At 40.9% G+C, this 25,988-nt stretch carries 32 protein-coding genes; 13 read left to right on the top strand and 19 right to left on the bottom strand.

The genetic code is table 11. The features are described 5' to 3' along the window. Nucleotides 1-94: 94 nt before the first annotated feature. Together V7O61_RS02375 and V7O61_RS02370 are read left to right on the top strand one after the other, a co-directional pair. Nucleotides 95-265 (top strand): nucleotidyltransferase family protein, encoded by a 171-nt coding sequence (locus V7O61_RS02375; RefSeq protein ID WP_407282870.1) that lies wholly within the window; start codon nt 95-97, stop codon nt 263-265. A gap of 165 nt (nt 266-430) precedes the next feature. Continuing rightward, nucleotides 431-634 (top strand): YwbE family protein, encoded by a 204-nt coding sequence (locus V7O61_RS02370; RefSeq protein ID WP_023844652.1) that lies wholly within the window; start codon nt 431-433, stop codon nt 632-634. A 26-nt stretch (nt 635-660) separates the two neighbouring features. Here V7O61_RS02370 and V7O61_RS02365 read toward each other — a convergent pair whose 3' ends face one another. The 3 genes from V7O61_RS02365 to V7O61_RS02355 all read right to left on the bottom strand — a co-directional run bounded on the left by V7O61_RS02365 (nt 661) and on the right by V7O61_RS02355 (nt 2,334). Next, on the bottom strand, nt 661-858 hold the full coding sequence (locus tag V7O61_RS02365) for a hypothetical protein (protein ID WP_288070530.1): 198 nt from the start codon (nt 856-858) through the stop codon (nt 661-663). A 143-nt stretch (nt 859-1,001) separates the two neighbouring features. Beyond that, a complete protein-coding gene (locus V7O61_RS02360) occupies nt 1,002-1,196 on the bottom strand; it encodes a CxxC-x17-CxxC domain-containing protein (RefSeq protein WP_288070529.1) in 195 nt (64 codons plus the stop codon). Between the two features lie 277 nt (nt 1,197-1,473). Further along, the gene (locus V7O61_RS02355; RefSeq protein ID WP_407347434.1) at nt 1,474-2,334 is read right to left on the bottom strand and encodes a hypothetical protein; all 861 of its coding nucleotides are present in this window, start codon (nt 2,332-2,334) and stop codon (nt 1,474-1,476) included. A 121-nt stretch (nt 2,335-2,455) separates the two neighbouring features. On the opposite strand from V7O61_RS02355, the gene ygiD reads away from it, so the two are divergent. Beyond that, nucleotides 2,456-3,268: a 4,5-DOPA dioxygenase extradiol gene (gene ygiD / locus V7O61_RS02350; RefSeq protein ID WP_288070527.1), complete on the top strand. Its 813-nt coding sequence runs from the start codon at nt 2,456-2,458 to the stop codon at nt 3,266-3,268. 57 nt (nt 3,269-3,325) lie between these two features. Here the strand turns inward: ygiD and V7O61_RS02345 are convergent, their stop codons facing one another. Continuing rightward, on the bottom strand, nt 3,326-3,796 hold the full coding sequence (locus tag V7O61_RS02345; RefSeq protein WP_288070526.1) for a hypothetical protein: 471 nt from the start codon (nt 3,794-3,796) through the stop codon (nt 3,326-3,328). 238 nt (nt 3,797-4,034) lie between these two features. Between V7O61_RS02345 and V7O61_RS02340 the strand changes: the two genes are divergently transcribed. Continuing rightward, entirely contained in the window at nt 4,035-4,862 is an 828-nt protein-coding gene (locus tag V7O61_RS02340; RefSeq protein ID WP_407282872.1) for an ABC transporter ATP-binding protein, read from the top strand. A gap of 74 nt (nt 4,863-4,936) precedes the next feature. Here the strand turns inward: V7O61_RS02340 and V7O61_RS02335 are convergent, their stop codons facing one another. Beyond that, nucleotides 4,937-5,464 carry a hypothetical protein gene (locus V7O61_RS02335; RefSeq protein WP_407282873.1) on the bottom strand — a complete coding sequence of 176 codons (528 nt, stop codon included), beginning with the start codon at nt 5,462-5,464 and terminating at the stop codon, nt 4,937-4,939. A 146-nt stretch (nt 5,465-5,610) separates the two neighbouring features. Between V7O61_RS02335 and V7O61_RS02330 the strand changes: the two genes are divergently transcribed. The 4 genes from V7O61_RS02330 to V7O61_RS02315 are packed head-to-tail and all read left to right on the top strand — an operon-like array spanning nt 5,611 to nt 9,606. Then, nucleotides 5,611-6,870 carry a UbiD family decarboxylase gene (locus tag V7O61_RS02330; RefSeq protein ID WP_407282874.1) on the top strand — a complete coding sequence of 420 codons (1,260 nt, stop codon included), beginning with the start codon at nt 5,611-5,613 and terminating at the stop codon, nt 6,868-6,870. Between the two features lie 30 nt (nt 6,871-6,900). Further along, nucleotides 6,901-8,085: an aconitase X gene (locus V7O61_RS02325; RefSeq protein ID WP_407282875.1), complete on the top strand. Its 1,185-nt coding sequence runs from the start codon at nt 6,901-6,903 to the stop codon at nt 8,083-8,085. Next, complete coding sequence (locus tag V7O61_RS02320) at nt 8,075-8,479, top strand: DUF126 domain-containing protein (protein WP_394296224.1); 405 nt, start codon at nt 8,075-8,077, stop codon at nt 8,477-8,479. Before V7O61_RS02325 ends, V7O61_RS02320 begins: the two co-directional genes overlap by 11 nt. A 20-nt stretch (nt 8,480-8,499) precedes the next feature. Continuing rightward, nucleotides 8,500-9,606, top strand: a complete 1,107-nt coding sequence (locus V7O61_RS02315; protein WP_407282876.1) for a TIGR04013 family B12-binding domain/radical SAM domain-containing protein — start codon at nt 8,500-8,502, stop codon at nt 9,604-9,606. A gap of 39 nt (nt 9,607-9,645) precedes the next feature. On the opposite strand, the gene V7O61_RS02310 is transcribed toward V7O61_RS02315, so the two are convergent. After that, nucleotides 9,646-10,410 (bottom strand): YkgJ family cysteine cluster protein, encoded by a 765-nt coding sequence (locus V7O61_RS02310; protein ID WP_407347432.1) that lies wholly within the window; start codon nt 10,408-10,410, stop codon nt 9,646-9,648. 143 nt (nt 10,411-10,553) lie between these two features. Between V7O61_RS02310 and V7O61_RS02305 the strand changes: the two genes are divergently transcribed. After that, nucleotides 10,554-10,727, top strand: a complete 174-nt coding sequence (locus V7O61_RS02305) for a DUF5350 domain-containing protein (protein WP_023844664.1) — start codon at nt 10,554-10,556, stop codon at nt 10,725-10,727. 195 nt (nt 10,728-10,922) lie between these two features. Beyond that, on the top strand, nt 10,923-12,572 hold the full coding sequence (gene thsA / locus V7O61_RS02300; protein WP_407282878.1) for a thermosome subunit alpha: 1,650 nt from the start codon (nt 10,923-10,925) through the stop codon (nt 12,570-12,572). A 105-nt stretch (nt 12,573-12,677) separates the two neighbouring features. On the opposite strand, the gene V7O61_RS02295 is transcribed toward thsA, so the two are convergent. The 4 genes from V7O61_RS02295 to V7O61_RS02280 form a co-directional block, all read right to left on the bottom strand. Next, nucleotides 12,678-13,790, bottom strand: coding sequence for an ORC1-type DNA replication protein (locus V7O61_RS02295; RefSeq protein WP_407282879.1), 1,113 nt, complete (start codon nt 13,788-13,790; stop codon nt 12,678-12,680). 246 nt (nt 13,791-14,036) lie between these two features. Continuing rightward, entirely contained in the window at nt 14,037-15,215 is a 1,179-nt protein-coding gene (locus V7O61_RS02290) for a cysteine desulfurase (protein ID WP_407282880.1), read from the bottom strand. Nucleotides 15,216-15,255: 40 nt separating this feature from the next. After that, nucleotides 15,256-15,396 (bottom strand): hypothetical protein, encoded by a 141-nt coding sequence (locus V7O61_RS02285; protein ID WP_023844670.1) that lies wholly within the window; start codon nt 15,394-15,396, stop codon nt 15,256-15,258. A gap of 168 nt (nt 15,397-15,564) precedes the next feature. Then, nucleotides 15,565-16,155 (bottom strand): cytochrome P460 family protein, encoded by a 591-nt coding sequence (locus V7O61_RS02280; protein WP_407282881.1) that lies wholly within the window; start codon nt 16,153-16,155, stop codon nt 15,565-15,567. 120 nt (nt 16,156-16,275) lie between these two features. On the opposite strand from V7O61_RS02280, the gene V7O61_RS02275 reads away from it, so the two are divergent. Together V7O61_RS02275 and V7O61_RS02270 are read left to right on the top strand one after the other, a co-directional pair. Next, nucleotides 16,276-17,553, top strand: a complete 1,278-nt coding sequence (locus V7O61_RS02275) for a YcaO-related McrA-glycine thioamidation protein (RefSeq protein ID WP_407282882.1) — start codon at nt 16,276-16,278, stop codon at nt 17,551-17,553. Beyond that, entirely contained in the window at nt 17,550-18,215 is a 666-nt protein-coding gene (locus tag V7O61_RS02270; protein WP_288070516.1) for a TfuA-related McrA-glycine thioamidation protein, read from the top strand. The genes V7O61_RS02275 and V7O61_RS02270 overlap by 4 nt, the downstream gene beginning before the upstream one ends. On the opposite strand, the gene V7O61_RS02265 is transcribed toward V7O61_RS02270, so the two are convergent. The 4 genes from V7O61_RS02265 to V7O61_RS02250 all read right to left on the bottom strand — a co-directional run bounded on the left by V7O61_RS02265 (nt 18,212) and on the right by V7O61_RS02250 (nt 21,326). Beyond that, nucleotides 18,212-19,030: a metal ABC transporter permease gene (locus V7O61_RS02265; protein ID WP_288070514.1), complete on the bottom strand. Its 819-nt coding sequence runs from the start codon at nt 19,028-19,030 to the stop codon at nt 18,212-18,214. The genes V7O61_RS02270 and V7O61_RS02265 overlap by 4 nt on opposite strands. Before the next feature lie 11 nt (nt 19,031-19,041). After that, nucleotides 19,042-19,791, bottom strand: a complete 750-nt coding sequence (locus tag V7O61_RS02260; protein WP_023844675.1) for a metal ABC transporter ATP-binding protein — start codon at nt 19,789-19,791, stop codon at nt 19,042-19,044. Beyond that, nucleotides 19,792-20,757, bottom strand: coding sequence for a metal ABC transporter solute-binding protein, Zn/Mn family (locus V7O61_RS02255; protein WP_288070513.1), 966 nt, complete (start codon nt 20,755-20,757; stop codon nt 19,792-19,794). 146 nt (nt 20,758-20,903) lie between these two features. Beyond that, entirely contained in the window at nt 20,904-21,326 is a 423-nt protein-coding gene (locus V7O61_RS02250) for a metal-dependent transcriptional regulator (RefSeq protein ID WP_023844677.1), read from the bottom strand. A gap of 175 nt (nt 21,327-21,501) precedes the next feature. Between V7O61_RS02250 and V7O61_RS02245 the strand changes: the two genes are divergently transcribed. Then, nucleotides 21,502-22,911 (top strand): rhodanese-like domain-containing protein, encoded by a 1,410-nt coding sequence (locus tag V7O61_RS02245; RefSeq protein ID WP_288070511.1) that lies wholly within the window; start codon nt 21,502-21,504, stop codon nt 22,909-22,911. A gap of 36 nt (nt 22,912-22,947) precedes the next feature. On the opposite strand, the gene V7O61_RS02240 is transcribed toward V7O61_RS02245, so the two are convergent. From V7O61_RS02240 to V7O61_RS02220, 5 genes are all read right to left on the bottom strand, one after another. After that, entirely contained in the window at nt 22,948-23,133 is a 186-nt protein-coding gene (locus V7O61_RS02240) for a hypothetical protein (RefSeq protein WP_288070510.1), read from the bottom strand. Between the two features lie 155 nt (nt 23,134-23,288). Further along, complete coding sequence (locus V7O61_RS02235; RefSeq protein WP_342766035.1) at nt 23,289-24,173, bottom strand: ATP-binding protein; 885 nt, start codon at nt 24,171-24,173, stop codon at nt 23,289-23,291. Further along, on the bottom strand, nt 24,173-25,060 hold the full coding sequence (locus V7O61_RS02230) for an ATP-binding protein (protein ID WP_288070509.1): 888 nt from the start codon (nt 25,058-25,060) through the stop codon (nt 24,173-24,175). Before V7O61_RS02230 ends, V7O61_RS02235 begins: the two co-directional genes overlap by 1 nt. 21 nt (nt 25,061-25,081) lie before the next feature. Next, on the bottom strand, nt 25,082-25,471 hold the full coding sequence (locus V7O61_RS02225) for a NifB/NifX family molybdenum-iron cluster-binding protein (RefSeq protein WP_342766034.1): 390 nt from the start codon (nt 25,469-25,471) through the stop codon (nt 25,082-25,084). 46 nt (nt 25,472-25,517) lie between these two features. Next, complete coding sequence (locus V7O61_RS02220; protein WP_407282883.1) at nt 25,518-25,880, bottom strand: NifB/NifX family molybdenum-iron cluster-binding protein; 363 nt, start codon at nt 25,878-25,880, stop codon at nt 25,518-25,520. Nucleotides 25,881-25,988 lie beyond the last annotated feature (108 nt).

Below are 25,988 nucleotides of genomic sequence, written 5' to 3'. Positions count from 1 at the left end.
CTATAGTTTAGCCCACTTTTCAAATATATTCGATAGCAATTAATACCATTAAATACAAACTGTCAATCACTTATGAACTCTGAATCCAAAGTAAATGTCGCTGATATATATACAGCAGCTTCATGAAATGAAGCCGGAACTTGAAAAAAGGTTTAAGGTCAGCTCTCTTGCAGTTTTTAGTTTTCATGTAAGAGGAGAGCAAAAAGACAGCAGTGACCTTGACATACTTGTGGAATTCAGTGAGACACCCACCAGGATTGCTTGAATTTATTGAGCTTGAAAATTACCTTTCTACTACTTTAGGAATAAAAGTAGACCTTGTACTCAAAACGGCCCTGAAACCAAACATTGGGAAAAACATATTGAGTGAGGCAGTGCCAGTATAATCATCGACAAACAATCTGATATAATCTCAAACTCTCCTGCAATCATGAATCCAGGAAGCACACGAAGTAATATTAAAATTGGCCTTTCTGTTGGAATAGTCCTCAAGCAAGACCAAAGAAATGGCAAGATAACCAGAGGTGTTGTCAAAAGGATACTGACAAAATCGTCAACACATCCACACGGAATAAAGGTTCAACTGGAAGACGGAAGTGTTGGAAGAGTAAAAGAGATTCACTCTAATGAATAACTTAATCCTGATTTTGTCTTAGAGTTTTATTCCTGACCATCATTCTTAGTATAGCATGCAAACATTTTATTGCAGCTTGTACATCTTGAACTGGATTTATATGCTGCTCCGAACTCCCCCGGTTTACCGGAAGTGACTGAAACACATACAATGCTTTGTCCCAGTGGAATACCTGCAAGAATATGGGAACCACAAACCGGGCATAACACCTTTTCTAACTTCATACCTTCGTTCCTCTCTAGCTTAGCTTACGGAAACTGATCGTATAAAAAACAAGGATCAAAAAAAGTTGTGTTGACAGATACTATCGTGCCAAATCTATGACAACATCGTATCTGTCTGAAATAGACGAAATAATACTAAATAATTAGTATCTTTTAGGTCTGTGGTTCTGGAAACATTCCCTGCAGTATACAGGCCTGTCACCTGATGGCTTGAAAGGAACTTCGGTCTCCTGTTTGCAGTCAGAGCAGATTGCCTTGTGCATTTCTCTTGGACCGTTGTTTGACCTAAAGCCGCCACCGCCGCCTCTATTATTTCCGCCTCTGTTATTAAATCCCATATTATATATCTCCTGAATTTTTACATAGTTCGCACAGCAGAACCGAGACTGAGAATTATTGTATGAACAGTTAATACCTGCTAAAACCAAATCGCTCATTCCGATACGGCTACTTCTTACTGTCAGCAATTGTTAAAAGAAGCACGCAAAAATAGAGTAACCCTTTATTAATCGTTGAGCAATCGAACTAATACGTACTATCACCCTATGGTATAAATAACCGGTGCTATCAATTTAGAAAGTCCACTCAACAATTTACCCGATAGCAAAAAATACTTCACATAATTTCAAGCAGATTCATTATCCCATGACAATTACAGGTCGTTGCAATAAAGAAAACACGACCTCCAATTGGACATGAATCCCTGTTTTCAGAAACTGACTTTACATGTTCCATTAAAGAGAGCATATATTCTTTGAAATCAACTCCCCTGATTCCACCGATTCCCGGTTTCATCTGGCAGCTCTCAAAAACCCAACCTTTGTGAGATGGAAGCAATTTCCGGGCATAAGACGTGATTGTTTCGGGTTTTTCTCTCTTGAAATTGTAGCAATATTCAGCAGGTCCCATGCAATTATCAGGACAAATTTCTCCTGTCTTTGCATATGAGAGCATGATTGCTCCATCCTTCAGGGAACTGAACACAACAATATTTTCAGGCAAAAGTGAGAGAATGTCGTTGAAATATTCTGTCGTTTTCTCATTGTGTTCATTGTTTTCACTATTTACATCAATCTGAACAGCTGAAATGAGATTTTCTGAAGAAATTGAACTCATCATGTCAATTGCCATATTTAAAACCGCATGTGTTGGAACAGCAGGAATTATGAATTCCGGAATCCCGGCTTCAAGAATCTCAGGAACTTTTCTCACATCCATGCAGTGGAAGTAAATCTTTCCTGAATTTGATTTTGACTTGTGGAACTCCTTTATCAGACTGAAAAGCTCTTCACGGTCAACAGTTACTGAACTGTTGGTAGCATTAGCAGAATCATCGACATCAATTATCACAACAAAAGGGAAAGACTTCTCCTTAGCATATCTGGCAAAATCACTTCCTATTTTCCCACCACCCAGTACAAGGTAATAACCTTCTATTACAGGAAGTGAACTGAAATCTGCAATCATTTTATTCATTGATGAAAGGAGTTCAGGAGTCACAATAAGAGTAGGAAAGGACAGTATATAAGTGAAGCTATTTGCAATGATTGTAAAGAAAAGGTTAATACAATCCAGACATTGTTCACATAGGGTTACTATGAGTGGAAATACATCAACCAACAAAATGCCTGTACTTTTCATTGGACATGGTTCTCCAATGAACATCGTCCTTGACAATAGCTACACCCAGAGCCTTATGAAACTCGGGAAAGAACTTCCAAGGCCAAAGGCCATCATGGTGATATCGGCTCACTGGATGACCGACGGAACATATGTAACCTGCAATGAGAAGCCAAAAACAATCTATGATTTTTATGGTTTTCCACGCAGATTATATGAGGTGGATTATCCCAGTCCGGGAGCACCGAATGAAGCTGAACTTGCATGCAAAACCGTAAGAAAAGCAACCGTTGAGTGCAGCAATCAGTGGGGACTGGACCATGCATCATGGGCAGTTCTTAAACATATGTATCCTGAAGCCGATATTCCGGTATTTGAAATGAGTATTGATTACTCTTTCAATGAATGGCATCCTAAAATGATGCAATATCACTATGACCTTGCATCTGAACTCAAAGAACTTCGAAATAATGGTGTGCTTATAATTGGCAGCGGTAACATCGTCCATAACCTGAGCCTTATTGATTTTCAGAATGTAGATGCAGAACCTTATGACTGGGCGGTTGAACTTGATGAGAAAGTAAAAGAGAATCTTCTGACCGGTAACCACAGGGATCTCATTGAATATCTGAACATGGGTGAAGTAGCGAAACTTGGCGTTCCAACACTGGACCATTATCTTCCCATGATTTATGCAATTGCATTACAGGAAGAAGACGAAAAACTTGAGTTTACACATGAAGGATTCCAGCATGCGTCTGTTTCAATGAGAGGGTTTAAGATAGGATAAAAAGTTCAGCCATAAATGGCTGAAAACGAGGAGAATCTCAAACCAAATTAAATCAAATTATTTTACACGGTTACCGTATATGGCCTGTAAATGACCTTTTGGATCAAAATCAGTCTTATACTTCAGTTTCCCGGAATCTGAATGAATGATAATCTCCCAGGTTGTTTGACTTATGCCATCGTCATCTGTTCTGGTCTTCTTGTTGACCTTGACAGAACTGATAGTTGAATTTGGGATTGCAAAGTTTGCCTTATCCTCTGACAGTGCAGTCTGTGCACTCATGTTAGCATACCTTTCTGCGTATTTGTTCGCACCGGATATCTGAGCACCCCATTGACCGAAAAAGCCTTTTCCTTCAGCTTTAGCCTGTGCACGGGAATCTTTTATGACCTGATTCAGCATTTCACGTGTGACCTTGGCTATAACAGTAGTATCGGGTGTTGCGATCAAAGTGAACATATCATATGACATACCCAACATCTTACTTTTTTTCATGTTCGGAACAATTCCGATTATTTCATCATCCATAAGAAACCTCCTAGCCATCTATTGAATTGAAACCACTTTTGTACCATATAATTACAACCATAGATGATAAATAGAAATTATTATGCAATAAATATATAAAGATTGTCTTTTCAACATCCTTTGAAATTACAAAGCAAAAGCAATCTAAAATGCACATTAATTGTGTCTGCAAAAGAATTATTATGCTTGGACAAATAAACGGATTCCACCAAGCAGAAAGGAAACATGTGACCAATAGATGACAGAGCAAGAAAAAAACACAGAGAAAAGTAGCGAAACTATGCCTGAATCTCTTGTTGAGATGGAAAACATTGTTGTCAGAAAAAATGACAGACTTATCCTTGATTCCTTATGTTTCAACATTAAGAAAGATGAAAATATCGCACTCATCGGACCGAATGGTTCCGGCAAGTCATCTATCATTAAAACTATTATCGGAGACTATCGCCCAATTGCAGATACTAAAGGCATGGTTTTCAGGATAATGGAAAAGGACAGATGGGTAATCTCTGACCTGAAAAATCTCATGGGAATCGTATCAGGAGACCTGCAACTTGACTATACAAGAGATATTTCAGTAGTAGAAGTTGTGCTTTCCGGATTTTTCAGCAGCATTGGTATCTATCCTAACATGAAGATCGAACCTTACATGTTGCAAAGGACAGCAGATATCATTGATTTCCTTGAAATCAGACACCTCACCAGCAAGAACATTTCCCACCTTTCAACCGGTGAAGCAAGGAGAGTTCTCATCGGAAGGGCACTTGTCCACGACCCTATGATACTTGTTCTGGATGAACCAACAAACAGCCTTGACCTGAAAAGCAAGCATGTGTTCAGGGAAACTGTGAGCAAGGTTGCAGCTGCTGGAAAGAGCATAATCCTTGTAACCCACGACCTTGAGGATATTGTTCCTGAAATAAACCGTGCGGTTCTCCTGAAGGACGGCAGGATATTTGCAGACGGAGATATTGAGGATATTCTTACTGCTGAGAAACTGACGGAGTTATTTGGTATTCCGGTTGAGGTTGGTAGGGATAAGGGATATTATCATGCATGGTGCTGAAAAAGCACTATAATTTTTTAAGAGAGGAGTTTATATTTCAAAAAATATGATTGAAATTGTATCAGATAAGAAAATTAAAGTTTTTTTAATGAAAAATTGTCATTAATTTCAATAACCAGTTTAATTATCAACTCTATATATTTCACAACATCTTGCGGATGAATTGGACTTAAACTGTTATCATCTTGTGAGCTTTGGAAATCAAATTCTATCTTCAATCTTTTCAAGTCTGCTTTTTTTATATCATTAAAGAATTCTTCATCAAAATATCCACCACGATGAACAATTGTATGTCTTATGTAATAGAAATAAATCAAATGCTCTTTCTCTAATTGATTCAAAATGGTACTATTTTTTATAATTTTTATTATGCCACTTTGACGAGTAATCAACCCTCTTGTTCTTAAAAAATATTCTAATTTGGATAGTGGGAGTATATGAAGTGCTTCAAGCTGGAGATATTTCTCGCTATTAATCAGACATTCATGTAATCCCTGTGATAAATCCTCTGTCATCCATTTAAGGTGATTTAAGTCCCCAATCACCTTATTACTAAGTTCGACATCACTATTCAATGGAAAAAACCTCTCATTAACTATCATTATAAATGTATGTTACACAATTTTTGACTAAATATTAATGCTTTACACATCCTCTTTTAGTATATGCATTCAAATATAATTGGCTCATATTCTAGCCCAAAAATGAGATTACACTAATATATTACAACTTTTACACGGATGATATCATGAGGGAATTTATCGACCAGCTCAGGAAGAACGGGAAACTCGTAGAGGTAACAGAGCCTGTTTCAAAGGTGTTCGAAGCACCGCGTATTGCAAAGAAAACACCCGGACCAGTGCTGTTCCATGACATTGACGGCAACAAAGCCATCATGAACGTGCTCGGTTCAAGGGATGAGCTTGCAACAATGTTCGGCGTGGACAAAGACAAGATAATCAAGAGACTCTCAGAAGTATCACCTGATGGTGAGGTCGTTATTGTAGAAAACTCACCAACCATGGAAGTTATCGAGGATGATGTTGACCTCACAAAACTCCCAATAATGACACACTTCGAGAAGGATGCAGGACCATACCTTACAGCCGGAGTTGTTGTAACAGAATACGATGGTGTCATGAATGCAGCTATCCACAGACTGCTGGCAGTGGATAAAACAAGACTTGCAGCACGTCTTGTAGCTCCAAGGCACAGCTATGTCATGCACAAGAATGCATCCGATAAAGGCGAAAAGCTTCCAATTGCAATCGTTCTTGGTGCTGACCCTACAGTTACATTCGCATCAACCACGCGTGTACCGGCTGGCAAGGAATTCAACTACGCTGCTGCACTTCGTGGCAGACCTGTAGAACTCTTCGAATGCTCAAACGGAATCAAAGTCCCTCATGCAGAAATAGTGCTTGAAGGTTACATTGACCCGACCGAAAGGGTAGATGAAGGACCATTTGTGGACATCACAGGAACCTACGACCTTGTGAGACAGGAGCCGGTCATACACATAACAAGAATACTGCACCGCAAAGACCCAATCTACCACGGAATCCTCCCGGCAGGTCCTGAACACCTGCTCATGATGGGAGTCCCATACGAGCCAAGGATATTCAACGCCGTCAGCGAGGTCACAACCGTCAAGAACGTAGTACTCACTGAAGGTGGATGCTGTTACCTGCATGCTGTTGTGCAGATAGAGAAACAGACAGAAGGTGACGGAAAGAACGCCATCATGGCAGCCTTTGCAGCTCACACAAGCCTGAAGCATGTAGTTGTGGTTGATGATGATATTGATATCTTTGACCTGCATGATGTTGAATTTGCCATTGCAACCAGAGTGAAGGGGGACATGGACGTGATGATAATACCAAACGTGAGAGGAAGTTCACTTGATCCACGTGGTGCACCTGATGGTACAACCACCAAAATGGGCATTGATGCAACCAAGGTCCTGAAAGAAGCACAGAACTTCGAACGTGCAAAGATGCCAGAGTAAAGAGTGAAAATTACGACACGGTGAAAAAGAATGTATCTTACACCTGAAGAAGAAAAAACACTTAACGGCGAATACGGAGAAAGTCTCCAGAAAGCTATCGAGATTCTTGTCGCACTTGGAGATATCTACGGCGCTGACAAACTTATTCCCGTAAAGAGTGCACAGATAGCCGGAGTATCTTATAAGACAATTGGAGATGCAGGTCTTGAATGGATATCCGATCTTGAAGGAAAAGTGAAGATTCCTTCAATTCTTAACCCTGCCGGCATGGATATCGTCCGCTGGGATGAAATGGGTATTGATCCTGTTTTTGCAAAGAAGCAGCAGGAAATAATCGAAGCTTACGCAAAACTGGGAATCCAGACAAAGTGCACTTGTACTCCCTATTACCTTGAAGGATTCAACGTCACACTTGACGACCATATCGCATGGAGTGAATCATCTGCTGTATCTTATGCTAATTCTGTTATCGGTGCAAGGACAAACCGTGAAGGCGGTCCTTCAGCACTCTCAGCAGCACTTGTGGGCAAGACTGCAAACTACGGCTATCACCTTGATGAGATGAGGGAACCTGTAGTAGCAGTAGAAGTTGATTGTGAACTTTCAGGCTCTGACCTTGGTGCTCTCGGTTACGTTGTAGGTAAGACTGTCGGAAGCAGAGTCCCAATATTCTACATGAAGAACGAGCCTTCTAAGAACGAAATGAAAGCACTCGGAGCAGCACTTGCAGCATCCGGTGCGGTGGCACTCTATCATATAGAAGGCGTTACACCAGAAGCTACCAGAAAGACATTTACAAGACCTGATGAAGTCATCCCTGTTGAAAGAACACAGATTGACGAGGTCTATGAAACTAATAAGGACATACTGTCAAGTGAAATTATTACCGTTGGATGCCCACACTGTTCTGTTGAGGAACTGGAAGAAATAGCAGGACTTGTCGAAGGGAAGAAACTCCAAAAGGAAATGTGGGTCTGCACTGCAAGAGAAGTTGCTGAAAGGCATCCAGACCTTGTGCAGAAAATTGAGAAAAGCGGTGCAAAGGTTGTATGTGACACATGCATGGTGGTATCACCGGCTACAAACAAGTATGCATCCATAACCGTGAACTCAGGAAAGGCTCTTGCCTATGTTCCAAGTATGTGCAAGGTAGCTGCAAAATATGCGAGTATTGAGGACTGCATAAATGAGGCAGGTGTTGTCGATGAAAATTAAGTGCAGGACAATTTCCAGAGGTGTTGCGGAAGGTGAAGTGCTTCTTACAAATGATGCAATCTCATTTCTGGGAAATGTTGACCCTGAAACCGGAGAGATAGTTGAAGCCCAGCACGAACTTTACGGACAGTCAATCGCCGGAAAGGTACTTGTTTTCCCTCATGGAAAAGGTTCCACTGTTGGTTCTTATGTAATTTATCAGCTTTTCAAGAATGGCGTAGCTCCTGCTGCAATGATAAACCTTGAATCCGAGCCAATCGTAGCTGTTGGAGCAATAATATCTGAAGTACCTCTTGTGGACAGGCTTGAGAAAGATCCCTATGAAGTTTTGAAGAATGGTGACAGGGTTATTGTCAACAGTACAGAAGCTTTTGTTGAGCTAAAGAAAGAATAACTGAGATAAAGAGACAAATTATGGATGTCTGCTTTCGCTGGAATAAGAAGAACACTTACAGCCTTGCTGCACTGGCACCTCTTGTCCCTGAGGCTTTGAAGGTCAAAAAGCCTCACGATGGAGTGATGATATACAGCTTTGCCACCAGGCAGAAAGATTCCATTTTCAGTGAAGTTAAAAAAGCAGACACCGAATCTATTTTTATTGCAGGTGGACCACATCCTTCAGGTGCACCAGAAGAGACACTTGAGTATTTTGATTATGTGGTGATTGGTGAAGGAGAGGAGACTTTACCTGAACTTGTTGATGCAATCAAATCAGGAAGGGACATTTCCACTGTAAAAGGAATTGCCTACAAGGATGATTCGGGAAAAATCATCATCACTGATAAAAGGGAACCTGTTGACCTTGATAAGTATCCATGTTTTGACCCGGACATCGTGATGTCACCTCTTGAGATAAGTAGAGGGTGTCCATTCAGGTGTAGATACTGCCAGACACCACGTCTTTTCGGGAACAAAATGAGACATCGCAGTATTGACAACATTGTGAAATATGCAAGATATTACCGGGATCTGAGATTTACGTCTTCAAATTCAATGGCATATGGCAGTGATGGAATTCATCCACGTTTTGATAAGGTGGAAAAACTGCTATCAGCACTGAAGGATACTGGTGCCAGAGATATTTTCTTCGGGACTTTTCCGTCAGAAGTCAGACCGGAATTCGTTACCAATGAGTCACTGGAACTAATCACAAAGTATTGCACAAACTCAAAAGTGAGTCTTGGGGCTCAGTCAGGAAGTGATCGAATCCTTAGGGAAATTCTCAGAGGGCATACCGTCGATGATGTTGTCCAGAGTCTGGAGCTCTGTTTTGATCATGGAATTACCCCTATGGTAGATTTCATGGTTGGTTTCCCGGATGAGACTGAAGAAGAGCAGGACATGAGTCTGGAACTTATTCAGTGGATTTGCAAAAAGGGAGGAAATGTGCATTCACATTACCTGACTCCACTTCCTGGAACTCCTTATATTGATGTGAAAACATCGCCTGTAAGTAAGCGTTACAAAAAAGTTATGGGAAAGCTGGCACTTACAGGTCAGGCAACCGGTACATGGGAATAAGTTTTAATTCTGGATTTGATTTCAGTTTCAATTCTGGTTTTATTCCTGGCCTTTGAATTTGTGCTCTACAAATTCACCGTTATAATAGACAGATACTGTAATTTCTCCGCCTTTATTGAACTTCCGCATTTCCCTGTCATACACACCCTGAACATGTTTCAGTTTCTTCTTGCTGAAATGTTCTTCTGCTTTTTTGAAAAACTCAATAAGCTGGGAAAGATAACTGGTTTCATATGATTTTATCTGGTCTGCAATCTCACTTGCTTCTTCATCACTAATCTCAGTATGATAGCAACCGTGCTGGTTAAGGCCGCTTATCTGTCTCCAGTCTACATTGCCGTTCTCATCCGGTTCGCGATGAAGCATGTAAGGATAAAGACTGCAAATTGTGGGGCGCTGTGAATAGATCTTGCATCGCTTTTCTTCATTTAAGAAAATACATGAACCGTCTTCTTTTGCTTTTAGAGCATAGCCGGATACATAGAAACGACCTTGTTGATCACATAGTTCAAAATATGGTGCAGGTTCCATGCAATCAGGATTTATTTGATTCATTCTTATGACATCTTCATTAAGAAGGAAAACATGATCATTAAATACCCTTGTGCAGCAGCGGGCACAGAAATCACATTCAAAACCAACTTCCTGTATAATAGATATGAGCTCTTCATTGGGATAATCTTGTACACCCTGAAGCTCGTCTTTTACTGCTTCCAGCTGTTTCTCAATTGCCGGGATTATTTTATCAACTCCTGCTTGTATGGATGCATAATCTCTGCTGTGTACAAGTAATTTTGCTCTCATATTCCCGTAAGCTTTAATACTAAGCATTACGTCTAGAAGTAAACTCAACGACTAGAACTATATATCTAGGTTAAACATAAAATAACTTTAAATTAACATTAATTTACAAATACTTATAAATAACAATTCAAGAGGATTTTATCATGGGTAAAACAGGCAGCATTGAATGGTCAAAAGTAAAGGGACGAAAAGGAAGAACAATCAAGGTACCAAAGTGCAGGGAAGGAAAAGCTCATCCAGGACCAGCACAGAGATACACTTCATCCGGTGCTAAGAGAAGATTCCTTAGCAGATCCCCTAAGTCAATTGTAAGGTGAGGAATTCTCACTTTCACCAATCTTTTTTTCTTTATTTTTCTTTAATTTTACATCTTTTTTCCAATTGTGACTAGCTTATTCTTTCTTCGTGAAGAACTCAGCCAATCCGATACGTTTATATAGAACTACAAACATTAAAAAACGACTTGAGAATAAATGTCATTCTAATTTCATAACATAGGAGGATAGACAACTATGGCAGGACAGATGGCTGGACAGCCAATTTTCATATTAAGAGAAGGAAGCCAGAGAACCAGAGGCAGAGAAGCACAGAGCAACAACATCATGGCTGCTAAAGCAGTCGCTGAAGCTGTTAGAACAACACTTGGACCAAAAGGTATGGACAAGATGCTTGTAGACAGTCTCGGAGATGTAGTAATTACAAACGATGGTGCAACCATTCTTAAAGAGATGGACATTGAGCACCCTGCAGCAAAGATGATAGTTGAAGTTTCCAAGACCCAGGACGATGAAGTTGGAGATGGAACTACAACAGCTGCTGTAATTGCCGGCGAACTCCTCAAGAAGGCAGAAGAACTTATCGAGCAGGATGTACACCCAACAATCATTGCATCCGGTTACAGAATGGCTTCTGAGAAGGCAAGTGAAATAATTAAGACACTCGCAAAGTCAGTTACCAGAGAAAACAGGGACATTCTCATCAACATCTCCGGAACAGCAATGACCGGAAAGGGTGCAGAAGCAACAAAGGAAGTCCTTGCAAACGTTACTGTTGACGCTATCGTAAGCATTGCTGACGAAGACAACCAGGTCGACATGGACAACATCAAGGTAGAGAAGAAAGTTGGTGCACGTATCGAAGAGACAGAGCTCATCAAAGGCATGATCATCGACAAGGAACGTGTACACACCAACATGCCAAAGAAGATTGAGAACGCAAAGATCGCTCTTATCAACACAGCAATCGAACTTAAAGACACAGAAGTAGATGCTGAAATCTCAATCACATCACCTGAGATGCTCCAGTCTTTCCTTGACCAGGAAGAAAAGATGATCAAGGACCTCGTTGACAAGGTAACCAGCAGTGGTGCAAACGTCGTATTCTGCCAGAAAGGAATCGATGACATGGCACAGCACTACCTTGCAAAGGCAGGCGTATTCGCAATCAGGCGTGTAAAGAAGAGTGACATGCAGAAACTCGCAAGAGCAACCGGTGCAAAACTCATCACAAACGTAGACGAAATCACCGATGCTGACATGGGTAAGGCAGACCTTGTAGAAGAGAAGAAGATTGGCGGCGACCCAATGACCTTCGTAACAGGCTGCGACAATCCAAAGGCAGTTTCAATCCTCCTCCGTGGCGGAACAGAGCACGTAATCGACAACATCGAGAGAGCACTCAACGACTCCCTCAGAGTAGTTGGCGTAGCAATCGAAGACGAGAAGCTCGTAGCTGGTGGCGGATCACCTGAAGTAGAGGTTGCACTCAGACTCCAGGAATACGCAGCAACACTCAGCGGAAGAGAGCAGCTTGCAGTCAAGGCATTTGCAGAGGCACTTGAAGTAATTCCAAGAACCCTTGCAGAGAACGCAGGTCTTGACCCAATAGACATGCTCATGGAGCTCCGTGCACACCACGAGAAGGGCGTAAAGACAGCAGGTCTCAACGTCTACGAAGGACAGGTAATCGACATGTGGGAAGCTGGAGTTGTAGAGCCACTCAGAGTAAAGACCCAGGCAATCAACGCAGCAGCAGAATCCGCAGTCATGATTCTCAGGATCGACGACATCATTGCATCCAAGCAGGGACCAGCAGGACCTTCAGCAGAAGACATGGTTCCAGGCGGCATGCCCCCAGGAATGATGGGCGGAATGGACATGTAAATGTCCTATTAACGAAAAATATACAACACTAACTCATTTGCGCAGGTTCTTCTGAATTCTGCGCAAAACTGCTTTTTTAATAGAAAATTAAGTTTTTAAAAATAATTACTCAAGACATTTGAGTATATCTTTTGAATCATAGGCAGGTGCTACATATCTGGTTCTGCCACGCATACCCTTACCTGAGAAGTCTGCATCAATTAACCTTGAAATGTGCATTTTTTCAATAATCTCATAAAAACGAGTATAACCAAGTCCGGTTACCTCATGGAATAACTTATAAAGCTCACCGGTTGGTAGACTGCTGTCTTTTGCAATTAAACCGAGCAATGTCTTTTCATGATCGGAAAGAGATTTGATATTGCGGCACAGGTGCAGGAGTCTTGAAGCTTCATAGGCCTTGTCAACATCTTCAACAGATACGTTCTTACTTGCCCTTCTTTCTGCATTAAGACCTGAACGTTTCAAAAGGTCAATACCAATTCTTAAATCCCCTGTCCTGTCCACATAAGTTACAACCATATCCAGTGCTTCATCAGAAACAACATCCTTGAAAAAGGCATGTTTAACACGACTGGAGATGATATCTGCAATTTCAGATATTTCGTATCTTGGAAATGCAATTTCTTCCGGCAGGAATACTGAACCTACACGGGGATCAAAACTGTAGGGAATACCAACATCACTGATGATCGCAATAACCGAGATTCTTGCTCCGGGATACTGTTCATGTGCTCTTAAAAGTGAATACATTACTTCATCTGCGTGCCCTTCGGGAAAAAGGTAGTTAATATCATCAAGCGCCACAACAAGCGTTTTGTTTGAATCAAGCAGATACTTTATCACTTTCTCAAAAAGTCTGCGGAACGATATTCCGGATGAAGGCGGTGTGATGTGAACCAGTTGTTCATAAATTCTGGAAACAACAGCAAATCTGGTAGAGTCAATCTGACAATTAACTTTTACAAAAGCAACATCATCAGTATACTCTTTTACCTCGTTGAAAATCTTCATTACAGCAGTGGTTTTCCCGGTTCCGGGAGGACCTTTTACAAGACAATTTACAGGGCGCATTCCCCGCAGGGCGGGTTTAAGACTAAAACGAAGCGCCTGCATCTGGGAATCCCTGTGTGCAAAATACTCCGGCAGGTAATCAAATTCAAGAACCTCACCGTTGCTGAAAATTGTTTCATCCCACAAAAGAATGTCTTTGCTCAATTGAACTCCCCTCTTGCCAGATAATTAGCTCTCATTGATGATAACCATTGTTAGTTGCCCGTTATTAGTTACGATTCTTAGCTGTCATTTTTCATAATAAGATAATCTTATGTGTTTTTAGAATACCAGTTTGCAAGACTAATATAATTATTAGCGCATAATAACTTTTTGCTTTTGTTCTGCCAAAAATGAGATACAGCAAAGAATCAGCAATATTAAAACACGTTTTAATTGTATTATATTACCTCATACAAGTGCAGTGATATCTGAAACCGTCTTCACAAGAGATTCAAGTTCATCTTCTGTATTATACAATCCAAATGATGCTCTCACAGTACCATTGACACCAAGATTATCAACTCCGGGCATTGCGCAATGGTAACCGCTTCTGACACATATTCCTTTAGTCTGGTCAAGTATCATTGCAACATCGTGTGCATTCATACCAGTGACATTAAATGGTACTACACCTGCACGCTTTTTTGGACCATAGACCTCAACACCTGCGATATCTTCAAGACGTGAAGCCGCTTCTCTTGCAAGTTCAAATTCATGTTTTTGTATTGAATCAACACCTAATTCTGCAACATATTCCACTGAACGTCCAAGACCAATGACACCGGGAATATTGGGAGTGCCTGCTTCAAACTTTGCAGGACTTGGCTCCATCTTAAAAGATTCCCTTGTCACAGAGCTTACCATCCCACCGCCAAGGAACAATGATTCAATCTCATCCGGCTCTTTGATATAAAGAACACCTGTTCCCTGCGGCCCAAGCAAACCCTTATGTCCCGGACATACAAAAAAATCAGGATCAACAGATTTCATATCAATAGACATATTACCTGCGGACTGTGAGCCATCAACAAGTATTTTCACTCCTGCCTGTTTTGCAATACCGGATATCGTTTCAATGTCCTGTACAGAACCAAATACATTAGATACATGATTTACAGCTATAAGCCGGGTGTTGTCTTTAATAGCACTGCGAATTTCTTCAGGATTTACAACACCTGCGACATCAACATCAACAACCGTTACTTCAACGCCTATATCCCTCAGGCGCATCCACGGAAGCAGGTTGGAATGATGTTCTACAAGGGTTACGATTACATGATCACCTTTTTTCCATGGAAAGCCCCGTGAAACAATGTTGATGCTTTCTGTAGCATTCTTTGTAAAAATGGTTTTTTCAGCATCAATGTTAAAGAAGGATGCCACAGATTCCCTTGCATCTTCATAGTGATTGGTAGTTTCCCTTGCAAGCCTGTGGGCACCACGGCCATGGTTTGCTGCATATTTGAAAAAATAGTCCTGCATTGCATAAACAGCCTGAACCGGAGTCTGGGTGGTGGCTGCGTTGTCAAGATAGATAACTTCTTTCAATACTGGAAAATCTTCTCTCACGCTAAGAACATCATACATAGCAAGCACTATGCAGAGAAAATAAAAATAGTTTTGCAGGCTATTTTGCCTGCACACCGCCTACCATGAAGCGATAAAGCTCCATTTCCTCAGCAGTGAGTTTGTCTTTTGATATTCCGTCCACAACTGCATGGCAGTCTCTGGAAGTATCAGTCTTTCTGTATTTTTTCGTGTCTCTCATATTTTGCCTCCTGTCTCTCATTTTATCTTATTAGCTGACATACTGAAAATTGCAACAAATATTATATCTTTGAAACAATATTAATTGTATGTCTGCGAGCTAAACATAATAAATATACCACATCCTATAAAAACATACCGATTGAAAAAGAAGAAAAGAAAAAAAGAATTAAGCATTGAAGAATACATAATCAGCATCCTGCTCATCAGAATGGCAATTTATGCAGCCTGCAACCCTGCCTTCAGCATTAACATTCCCATCCGGAGAATAAGCTGCCCAAAACCAGTCATTGTTCTCAGGATCATAATCCTCAATCTTATACATCAAATAGATTCCAGTTAGTTCTTCATCCTCATTAAAACCCTCTTTCACAACCATTGTTTCATAAGGCAGCATCTCCCCACCAACTTCAGCAGCAGAAACTGCATTGTCAGAAACATAGACGGTTACGTATTCACCATGCACTCCTGTACCATCCTCCATCGCCCCGGTGCCGGGCCAGATACTCCATTCTTTGTAGTTATCTGCATCAGTTATTTCCGAAAAAATAGCTTCTGCATCAGGTTCCGACATCTGGCCCATTTCATCATCCATAGTATCTTCCATCTCCTCATTCATGGATTCATCCATAGAATCATCTGCCATAGGTTCTTCTTCACTATTTGAAGGCACTATGTCATCCCCGTTGTCAGAATCGGCACAACCGGATATGCTGATGGCACATACCAAAAGTAAAAGCATGAATGCTTTAATTTTCATATTATAACCCCATTTAGACTCTTATCCCACAGTATTTAACTGTTTACTTGAAATGAAGACGCAAAAACATAGTGTGCCTTGTCGTAAAAGATATAATACATGCAGAGACTCTCGCTAATCATGCCAGAGATAAACATTGACAGATCGATTAGCTTCATGGACGGTACCCAGCGAGTGCTTGATGAAAACAGCACCCTTGAGAAAACAAAAGATAATCTCAAAAGCATAGGTGTCACCAGAATAGCCAGCATTACCGATCTGGACAGACTTGGCATACCCGTTTTTTCATCAATCAGACCAAGTGCAGCAGAGGGGGCTATCTCAGTTTATTCCGGCAAAGGAAGCACCGAAACGCAAGCAAGAATTTCATCCATGATGGAAGGTTTTGAGCGTTGCCTTGCTGAAAAAAGCGGCATAAATGAAAACGTAAAGGATGAAATTAAAGCAATTCACGTAGTAGAAAGTTATGAAAATCTCATCAAAGAGAATCAGGTTGTAAGCCCACAGTCCCTGATCATAGCTGAAAGTTACAACCCAACCGCCCTTATAGAATGGGTACAGGGCTGGGACCTTTTGAAAAATGAAGAGACTTTTGTTCCTGCTAATTCAGTGTATCACCCTTATGAAGCACCCGGAAGAACATTAAAGCTTTTCAGAAGCAATACTAATGGGCTTGCTGCAGGCAATACTATTGAAGAAGCCATATTCCACGGATTGCTCGAAGTTATTGAAAGAGATGCACTGAGTATTGCGGAATTTACCAGAAACCCAGGTAAAGAGATAATTCTCACAGAAGAAGACGGAGAAAATTATGAAATTCTTCGCAAGTTCACAGATAATGAAGTTGACGTTAAAATATGGGCACTTAACCATGACACCGATATAACAACTGTTGTTGTTGCTACAGATGACGTGAGACTCAAAGACGCTGCACTTCTGGTAATGGGAGCAGGCACACATCTCAAACCTGAAATCGCAGTAAGAAGAGCACTCACAGAAGCTGCTCAATCAAGGGTTGTACAGATACACGGTGCCCGTGAAGATACAGACCGCGAAGGGTTTGTCAGGGATATAGGGTACGACAGGATAAAGCGCATGAATAAATACTGGTACGAGGATGGAGAGAAAGTTTCAGTCTCCGAACTGAAAGACCTGTCAAAGACCACACCTGCTGAGAGTATTGATGTAATAGATGAGCAACTCAAAAAAGTTACAGACTCAGCTATTGTTGTTGACCTTTCCCGCGAAAGCATACCAGTCCCGGTTGTAAGGGTAATAATTCCTACATTTGAAATGTACACACTTGATAGGGAAAGAGTTGGTAACAGGGTAAAGTCCGGACCAAGAAAGAAAATGGCTCCACATGAAAGACCATGGAGAAAAGGACGCAGAAAATGAATACCAGATCAGAAGTTCTCATATTTGCAGGTTCCAGCATCAGTCATGAAGATGCAGCAAAAATCCTTGATGCCACATACTGGCCACCCATATCAAGAGGAGATATTGGTAAAGCTGCCAGTGAAGGATACAAAATAATAGGCATCATAGATGGCATCTTTTTTAGCAGGGCAGCCGCAGCCCACAAAGAGATTATAAATGTAATAAAAGATGGAGTTACCGTCATCGGTGGCTGCAGTATGGGAGCCCTGAGGGCATCAGAACTTGATATTCATGGAATGGAAGGAGTAGGGACAGTCTACGAGTGGTACAGGGATGGAGTTATCGAAGACGATGACGAGGTTGCTGTTGCCACAAATCCTGATACATTCGAATCAGTTTCCAGCCCCATGGTAAATATAAGGGAAACACTGAAAGCTGCAAACTCTGCAGGCATCATTGATGATGATGAATGTAGGCTTATAATACAGCTTGCAAAAAAAACCCATTACACAGAAAGAAGCTATTTTGGAATCTCAAGAACAGCAGAAAAAGAAGGAATAATATCAAAAGAAAAGGCTGAAAGGCTCCTTCAGTTCTGTAAAGAAAATGAACGTGACATCAAAAGAGAAGATGCCATTCTTGTTCTTAAAAAGATAAAAGAGATCATTTCAGAGTTCTAATCTGAAGCTATTTTTGGTTTAAGCCCATCATACAGGAAATGCAGTATATATACTGTTGACATTGAAAGTATAATGGTGGCTCCGGAAGGTGCATCAAACAGGTATGAAAGGAAGAGTCCTGCCAGACTGAAAAGGACACCAAAAATAATTGCCAGGTACATCATCTTTCCAAGATTGTTAGTATAGTGCCTGCTTAGTGATGCCGGCATTGTCAGAAGTGCAATTATCAGAATGATACCAACTACTTTGATCAGAAGTACTATTGTAAGTGCTATAAGGCAAAGAAGAAGCAGATACAGCTTTTCTGCTGACAGCCCGGAGACTGTGGTGAATTCCTCATCAAAACAAAGAGCCATGAAATGCTTATAATATGCATAGACAACAAATATAATTACAACATCCAGTCCCAGCATCAAATATATATCAGACATCGGAACTGTCAGAATATTACCAAAAAGGTATGTCATAAGATCCGGTGCATAGCCCGGCGTCCAGTAAATAAGAATAATACCAATGGCCATTCCAAGAGACCACAGAATGCCTATTGCAGTATCTTCGGCCACTTTTGCACGTTTGCTTACAAGACCCATAACAACTGCAGACAAAAGACTGAATGGTATCAGGCCAAATAAAGGATTAATCCCGAGATAGTAACCCAGACCAATTCCACCAAAAGAAGCATGTGTAATTCCCCCGCTGATAAAAACAATCTTTTTCACAACGACATAAACACCGATTATACCACACGCAACACTGGCAAGAATTGCGGCTAAAATTGCATTCCTCATGAAGTCATACTGGAGTATTTCAAGCATAGCGTTTCACCTCAGTGCTCTTTCAGTACCCTGTGTGGTACACCATGTGCTATTAATTCTACAGGACACTGATATGACACTTCCAGATCATGCGGACTTATTTCCTTATCATCGTGATAATGGAACTTCCTGTTCAGACAGCCTATCTTATCCACATAGACTGAGACCGCACTGATATCATGGGTCACCATTACAATGGCAATCTGTGATTTCAGTTTATTCAGGAGCTCATAGAATTCCTTCTGCATTCTGGAATCTATACCAGTGGACGGTTCATCCAGTATTAACAGTTTCGGTTTCGTAACAAGGGAGCGGGCAATGAAAACCCTCTGTTTCTGACCACCTGAGAGCTCGCCTATCTGCCTGTCCTTAAAATCAAGCATACCAACTGTTTTAAGAGCTTCAAGGGCTGCATTACGATCTTCATCATTATATCGCTGCAATGGACCTTTGTGACTCAGACGCCCCATAAGGACAACATCCCATACTGTTACGGGAAAATCAAGGTTAGAAGAGTGATATTGGGGGACATAACCCACATCCTTTCTGGTTTTTGCGGGTCTGCCACCCAATAAAGTTACAGAACCTTTATCAGGTTTGATCAATCCAAGGATGACTTTTAGAAGAGTGCTTTTGCCTCCTCCGTTGGGACCGATGATAGCCAGGAAATCTTTATCCTTTACAGTAAGGTTCACTGACTCAAGAACCCTGACATTATCATAACTTACCCATACATCCTTAAGATCAATCACATTTTCCATTTAAGCCAGTCCTTTTTCAAACGCTTCTGCTACCTTTGCAAGATTATCTATATAATCCTTTGCTAGCGGATCGACCTCAATTACCTCTCCGTCAATCTCACTTGCTATAGCTTCTGCACTGACAGTACTAAAACCTGACTGCACGAAAATGACCTTAATGCCTTCCTCATTTGCCAGATCAATAACAGATTGCATGTCCTGGACACTTGGTTCTTTACCTTCTATCTCAACAGCAACCTGTGTTATTCCGTAGTGCCTGGCAAAGTATCCCCATGCAGGATGGTAGACCATAAAGCTGCTACCTTCTTTACCTTCTAGTGTAGACTGGATCTGCTCATCAAGCTCATGCAGCTCTTCAAGATATGCATTCTTGTTGGCAAGATAGGTTTCCTGATTAGCAGGATCGACTTCAACAAGTCCCTGATAAATGTTCTCAACCATTATTTCTACATTATCAGGTGAGGTCCATATATGTGGATCGAGGCTTTCTTCCTCATGATCGTGTTCTTCTTCAGTTTCATTTTCAAGATCATGATCTTCTTCCTCATCGTGGCTGTGAGCTGCCATTTCAGTTAGAGTGATTCCTTCTGAACAATCAACAATGAGCATATCGGAATTCAGATCTGCAAGTTTATCTATCATAGTGTCTTCCACTGTGATTCCAGAACCTACCATCGCATACATTTTTGCATTGCTGAGAGCTGTAAGTTGGCTTGGCGTTGGTTCATAAGAGTGAGGACTTGCTCCCGGAGGAACCATTACCACAACTTCCACGTTGTCACCTGCAATCTTTTCTACAAATTCCTGCTGTGGGACAATACTAACTCCCACGACAATTGGATACGTATCAGATACGGCATCCGAATCGGACACAACATCTGTAGAACTGTCTTCATCTACACACCCGGCAGTCAGAACAACTCCCATTAAAAGGAGTGTAATTAATACCATACTTATTTTCTTCATTTAGATACTCCATTCATTGATGATAATATAAATTGAACATAAATGCACAATACATTTTGGCAGCATATGCAGATTATTTGGCCATACCCCAAATATTGAGTGAAAATCCACTTTTTTAAGAAATTAAACACGCCGACACAAAATAATTAATGCAAATTGCACGAAGAATGTTTGATTTTACCACAAACACTTACAGTAGGATGACCCATTGCACCACAAATAGTATCGATAGCATCCTTTGAAACAAATGCTTCAAAACGGGATACTTCGCTGCAGGCATCATCTGAAGAAAGACCATAATGACTCAGCATAAGACTCAGGATATTATGCCTGTTTACGAAAAATTCTGCAAATTCCCTTCCCATTTCAGTAAGACGCACACCACGATAAGGAATATGATCTACATAACCGGACCCTGAGAGATCATTTATTGTCTTTGTAGAAGTTGAAGGATCGACATTCAATTCTGTAGAAATATCCGTAGTCTTTACAAGATCACCTTTTTTTAGAAGGAATTTTAGATATTCCACTTTTTTAGGAGATAGCTCCAAACCTGTAATTTCCTGCATGCTAACCCATAACAAAGAAGGAGTATATATGTGTTTTGAATTTTAGTCAAAAATAAGACCTATTTTTGCATATACTCCAAAAATATCCAACACATACAGAATTACTAATGAATAAAACTCCCACATGCAGCATAAAATACTAAAACCAAACTGTCACATAAATAATGGGGTTAAAATGTTAATACAACAAATATTTACTGAAAAAATAGCGCATAGTTCCTACATACTGGCAGGAGACAAAACCTGTGCGATAATCGATCCAAGACGAGATATTGACATATACATCAATATTACAAGAGAACTTGGAATTAAAATTACGCACATCCTTGAAACTCACCTGCATGCAGATTTTATTTCAGGACACATAGATCTTTCTAAAAGGACAGGTGCTCCAATATACGCTCCTGAAAAAGCAAAATGCGATTTTAAGCATGTCCCCCTCTCAGAAGGAGATTCTATTGAAATAGAAGACATAAAACTTGATATTGTAGAAACTCCAGGCCACACACCTGAACACATATCCTACATAGTTACAGACACAACGAGGGGAAAAGAACCTGTGGCAGTTTTCTGCGGCGATACGATGTTTGTGGGAGATGTAGGAAGGCCGGATTTGTTCCCGGGGAGAGCTGAGGAACTGGCTTCAAAACTATATGATACACTCCATGAGAAATTACTCAAACTACCTGAATTCTGCGAAATATACCCTGCACATGGTGCAGGTTCACTTTGCGGAAGGGCAATGGCATCAAAAAGAAGCAGCACAATGGGGTATGAAAAAAAATTCAACTACGCACTTCTGATAGATGACAGACCGGAATTCATAGAATCTCTTACAAATAACATGCCTTCCGCACCTGATCACTTTAGCAGGTGTACGGAAATTAACCGCATAGGACCAGAATTATTAAAGAAGCTGAAAATCCCTGAAGCCCTGAACAATGGAGAATTTAAGAGTAAAATGGAAAATGCATTAGTTCTTGATGTCCGCAGCTTTGAGTCCTTTGGAGGACAGCATATCCCGAACTCCTACAATATCGATATAAATTCAAATTTCCCCACCTATGCAGGATGGCTCATACCCCCTGAAAAAAATATAATTCTTGTTTCAGACAACTACACGCAGGCTTTTGATGCATGCCAGCAACTGCATCGTGTTGGACTTGACAAAATCCAGGGATACCTGGAAGAGGGAATGTACGGATGGGTAACAGAAGGATTTAATGCAAAGCACATTCCCCAGATATCAGCACCGGAGCTGAATGAGAGAATACACAGAGGAGAGAAAATGATAATAGTAGATGTAAGGGAAAGATCAGAATATGATGATTTCCACATCGAAGGAGCTGTTAATATCCCGGTGCATGAATTAAGAGAAAGGTATACCGAACTTAACCCGGAAGATGAAACTGTTCTTATATGCGGATCAGGCCAGAGATCAGGAATGGGATGCAGTCTCTTACTCAGGCATGGTTTCGAAAATGTCATGAATGCTGCCGGAGGAATGACAGGCTATGCAGCAGCAGGATTTGGAAAGGAATGCCCAATGTGTGTTCTCCCCTGGGCACCTTTCAGGAATAAGTGACTGCACAATACTGCAGCCATTTTTTGTTTTTTAGCTTCAGCTGAAGGGCATGCTTTTGTAAATGAATATGTCCCTTACCATGTAGATAAAGTCCATGATCTCATCCATTGAGATTAGTAGCAACACCAGTATCATCAGAGCTATGATAATCTCGGAATAATCAGGAAGAGATTGTACTATATGGGCAAAGGAGCCCATGGTTCCGTTTGCAGAGTGGGCCATAATTTTCACCTAAATAATTCTTTGATAATATAGAATAAAAATATATCGGAGATTTGTCATGGTTTATTATGATAATAAGAACCTGGCTAAAAATAGAACAGTTACTCGAAATAATTGAAAAGGAGAAGAAGAAGAAAAAAAACAGATTATAATAATTAAAGCAAACCTGCTTTATCCTGCATCAGAAGATCCTCAAGTTCTTCCCAGACCAGCCTGATGCTTTCGGAGAATTGACCATCCGAATATTCAACCACGGATCTTCCTGCCACCATAGATTCAATGACAATATCATCATAAGGAAGCATCCCCATAACAGGAATACCATTGTTTTTACAGTATTCGACAATAGAAACTGAAAGTCTGTCGTTAATATCGCATTTATTTATACAGACTGCAACCGGAACTCTAAAATGCTGTGCCACCTGCACAACTCTTTCAAGGTCGTGTACGCCGGATTTAGTAGGTTCTGTTACCACAAGCACCTGATCAGTACCAGTAATGGCAGCTATGACAGCACAGCCGGTTCCCGGAGGACCGTCAACGATTATCAGGTCCTTACTATTTTGTTCTGCAAGCTCAGAAGCTCGACGACGGACATCAGAGACTAATTTACCACTGGCCTCTTCACCAACACCAAGTTTTGCATGAACAAGCGGACCAAATCTGGTACTAGAACAATAATATTCACCAGCCTTTTTTTTGATCATGCTGACAGCATTTTCGGGACAAACATACTCACATACACCACAGCCTTCACATTTGTAAGGATCAACAACATAATCAGAACTTATTGCACCGAACCTGCAGGAAGAAACACACGTTCCACAATCAATACATAGTTCATTATCAATGCTGGCAATATCCAGACCATAGAAATCGTTAGTCTCAGATACTTCAGGTTGTAATATAAGATGCATATCTGCTGCATCAACATCACAATCTGCAATAACTGCATTTTTTGCAAGTGCAGCAAAAGATGAGGTAAAAGTGGTCTTGCCTGTCCCGCCTTTTCCACTAATTACAGTTAACTGTTTCACCATTAACTGTTCACCCCTGAAACGAACTTACCCGATGAATCAGATGCATTTTTTGAATAGATAGAACAAATATCACGATATAAAGCCCTGAAAGTTTCTTTCCACTGCGGCATTCGTTGCACAAAGGGAATGCCTTCCGAATAGAGAACTGCCATTTCCCTGTTGTAAGGAATCTTCATCAGAACAGGAATGTCCTCTGAAAGACAATAATCTTCCACACGGCTATCGCCGGAACCATGCCGATTGATAATAACACCGAATGGAACTTCCAGTTGCCTTACAACTTCCACAGCAAGAATCAGGTCGTTTAGTCCAAATGGAGTAGGCTCAGTTACAAGCACACAGTAATCCATATCTCCCACAGCTGCTATAACAGGACATGCAGTCCCCGGAGGAGAGTCGACGACAGCAACCGCACTTTTATCTATGTGTGCCTGTAACCGCTTTATAATCGGAGTAGCCATTGGTTCACCAATTTCAAGTGTTCCCTGAAAAAAACTAATTCCAGAGTCGGGATGAACTCCTTTTTCAATAATTCCGATTGGTCTTTTGATCTCTGAAATTGCATTTTCAGGACAGACTATCTGGCACCCACCACAACCGTGACAAAGTTTTGGAAAAATCATGACACGTAGAGGAAGTTTTGCTATTGCATTATAGCGGCAGAATTCTGCACAGCTTCCACAAAGGCTGCACTTTTCAGTATCAATTTCAGGAACACAGATAGTGACATCTTCCTGTTTTTTAAGATCCAGACCTAAAAAGAGATTGCAATTCGGCTCTTCAACGTCACAGTCAAAGAGCTGGGCATTGCCCATCGCAAGGGCAAAGTTCACAGCAACTGTAGTTTTACCGGTGCCACCTTTGCCGCTTGCGATAGCAATTTTCATGTACTATACACCTTAAAAATATTAGTGGCAGTGACCATCGTGGCCGTGATCATGACCGTGACCTGCACATGAGTTGTCACGTGTTGCCTTTGAAAGCTTGCTTGCTTCCCATGCAGCAACAGCATCCTGAATACTGCCCGTAGCACCGATAAATACATCGATACCATACTGCTCAAACATATCTACAGCCTTCTTTCCAAGGCCGCCACAGAGCATTACATCAACATTTTCTTTTGCCATAATCTCAGGAGGAAGACCTGTTCCACCGTTGTGCTCGCTTGTGTTTGATATTACTGAAGATTCCCTTGTTTCCGTATCATACAATGTGTAGTAAGGTACTTTTCCAAAGTGCTGACCGACTGTATCTTCCATTCCATTTTGTCCCATTGAAGGTATACATAATTTCATCATTCACACCTCTTATATGATTATTTGATAATTTTGAATACGGCCCCAGTTATCTTTTGGATTTTCCCGGGGAATTTGGCGCATCGATACTCTCCAGTGATCCTGAGTTGTAAGCTTCAATTGCTTCTTTCACAGAACCCCCGGAGACTATCTTCATCTCAATGTTCTCGGACTCCAGCAATGAGAATGCATTCGGACCTACACTACCTGTTATCAGTACGTTTATTCCGTTCCCGATAACTTGCTGGGCTGCCTGGACACCTGCACCTCCTGAAGCAGAACCCTGATCATTCCCAATGGACTGGAAGTCCATGGTCTCAGAGTCTACTACCAGAAAGTTTTTGCATCTGCCAAAATGAGGATCAACAGAGGCATCCAGATCAGAACCTTTTGCTGTAACACATATTTTCATTGATGAACTCCTGAAAACAAATAAATGATTAATACACACATAAGAGATAAAATATAAAAGCTTTATGGATTGTCCTTATATATTTACTCACAACTGAGTGATAAAAAA

The sequence above is a fragment of the Methanolobus sp. WCC1 genome, from assembly GCF_045690315.1.
Classification (GTDB): domain Archaea; phylum Halobacteriota; class Methanosarcinia; order Methanosarcinales; family Methanosarcinaceae; genus Methanolobus; species Methanolobus tindarius.
Note: the sequence above shows the minus strand (reverse complement) of the source record. Positions and strands in the feature narration are given on the sequence as shown.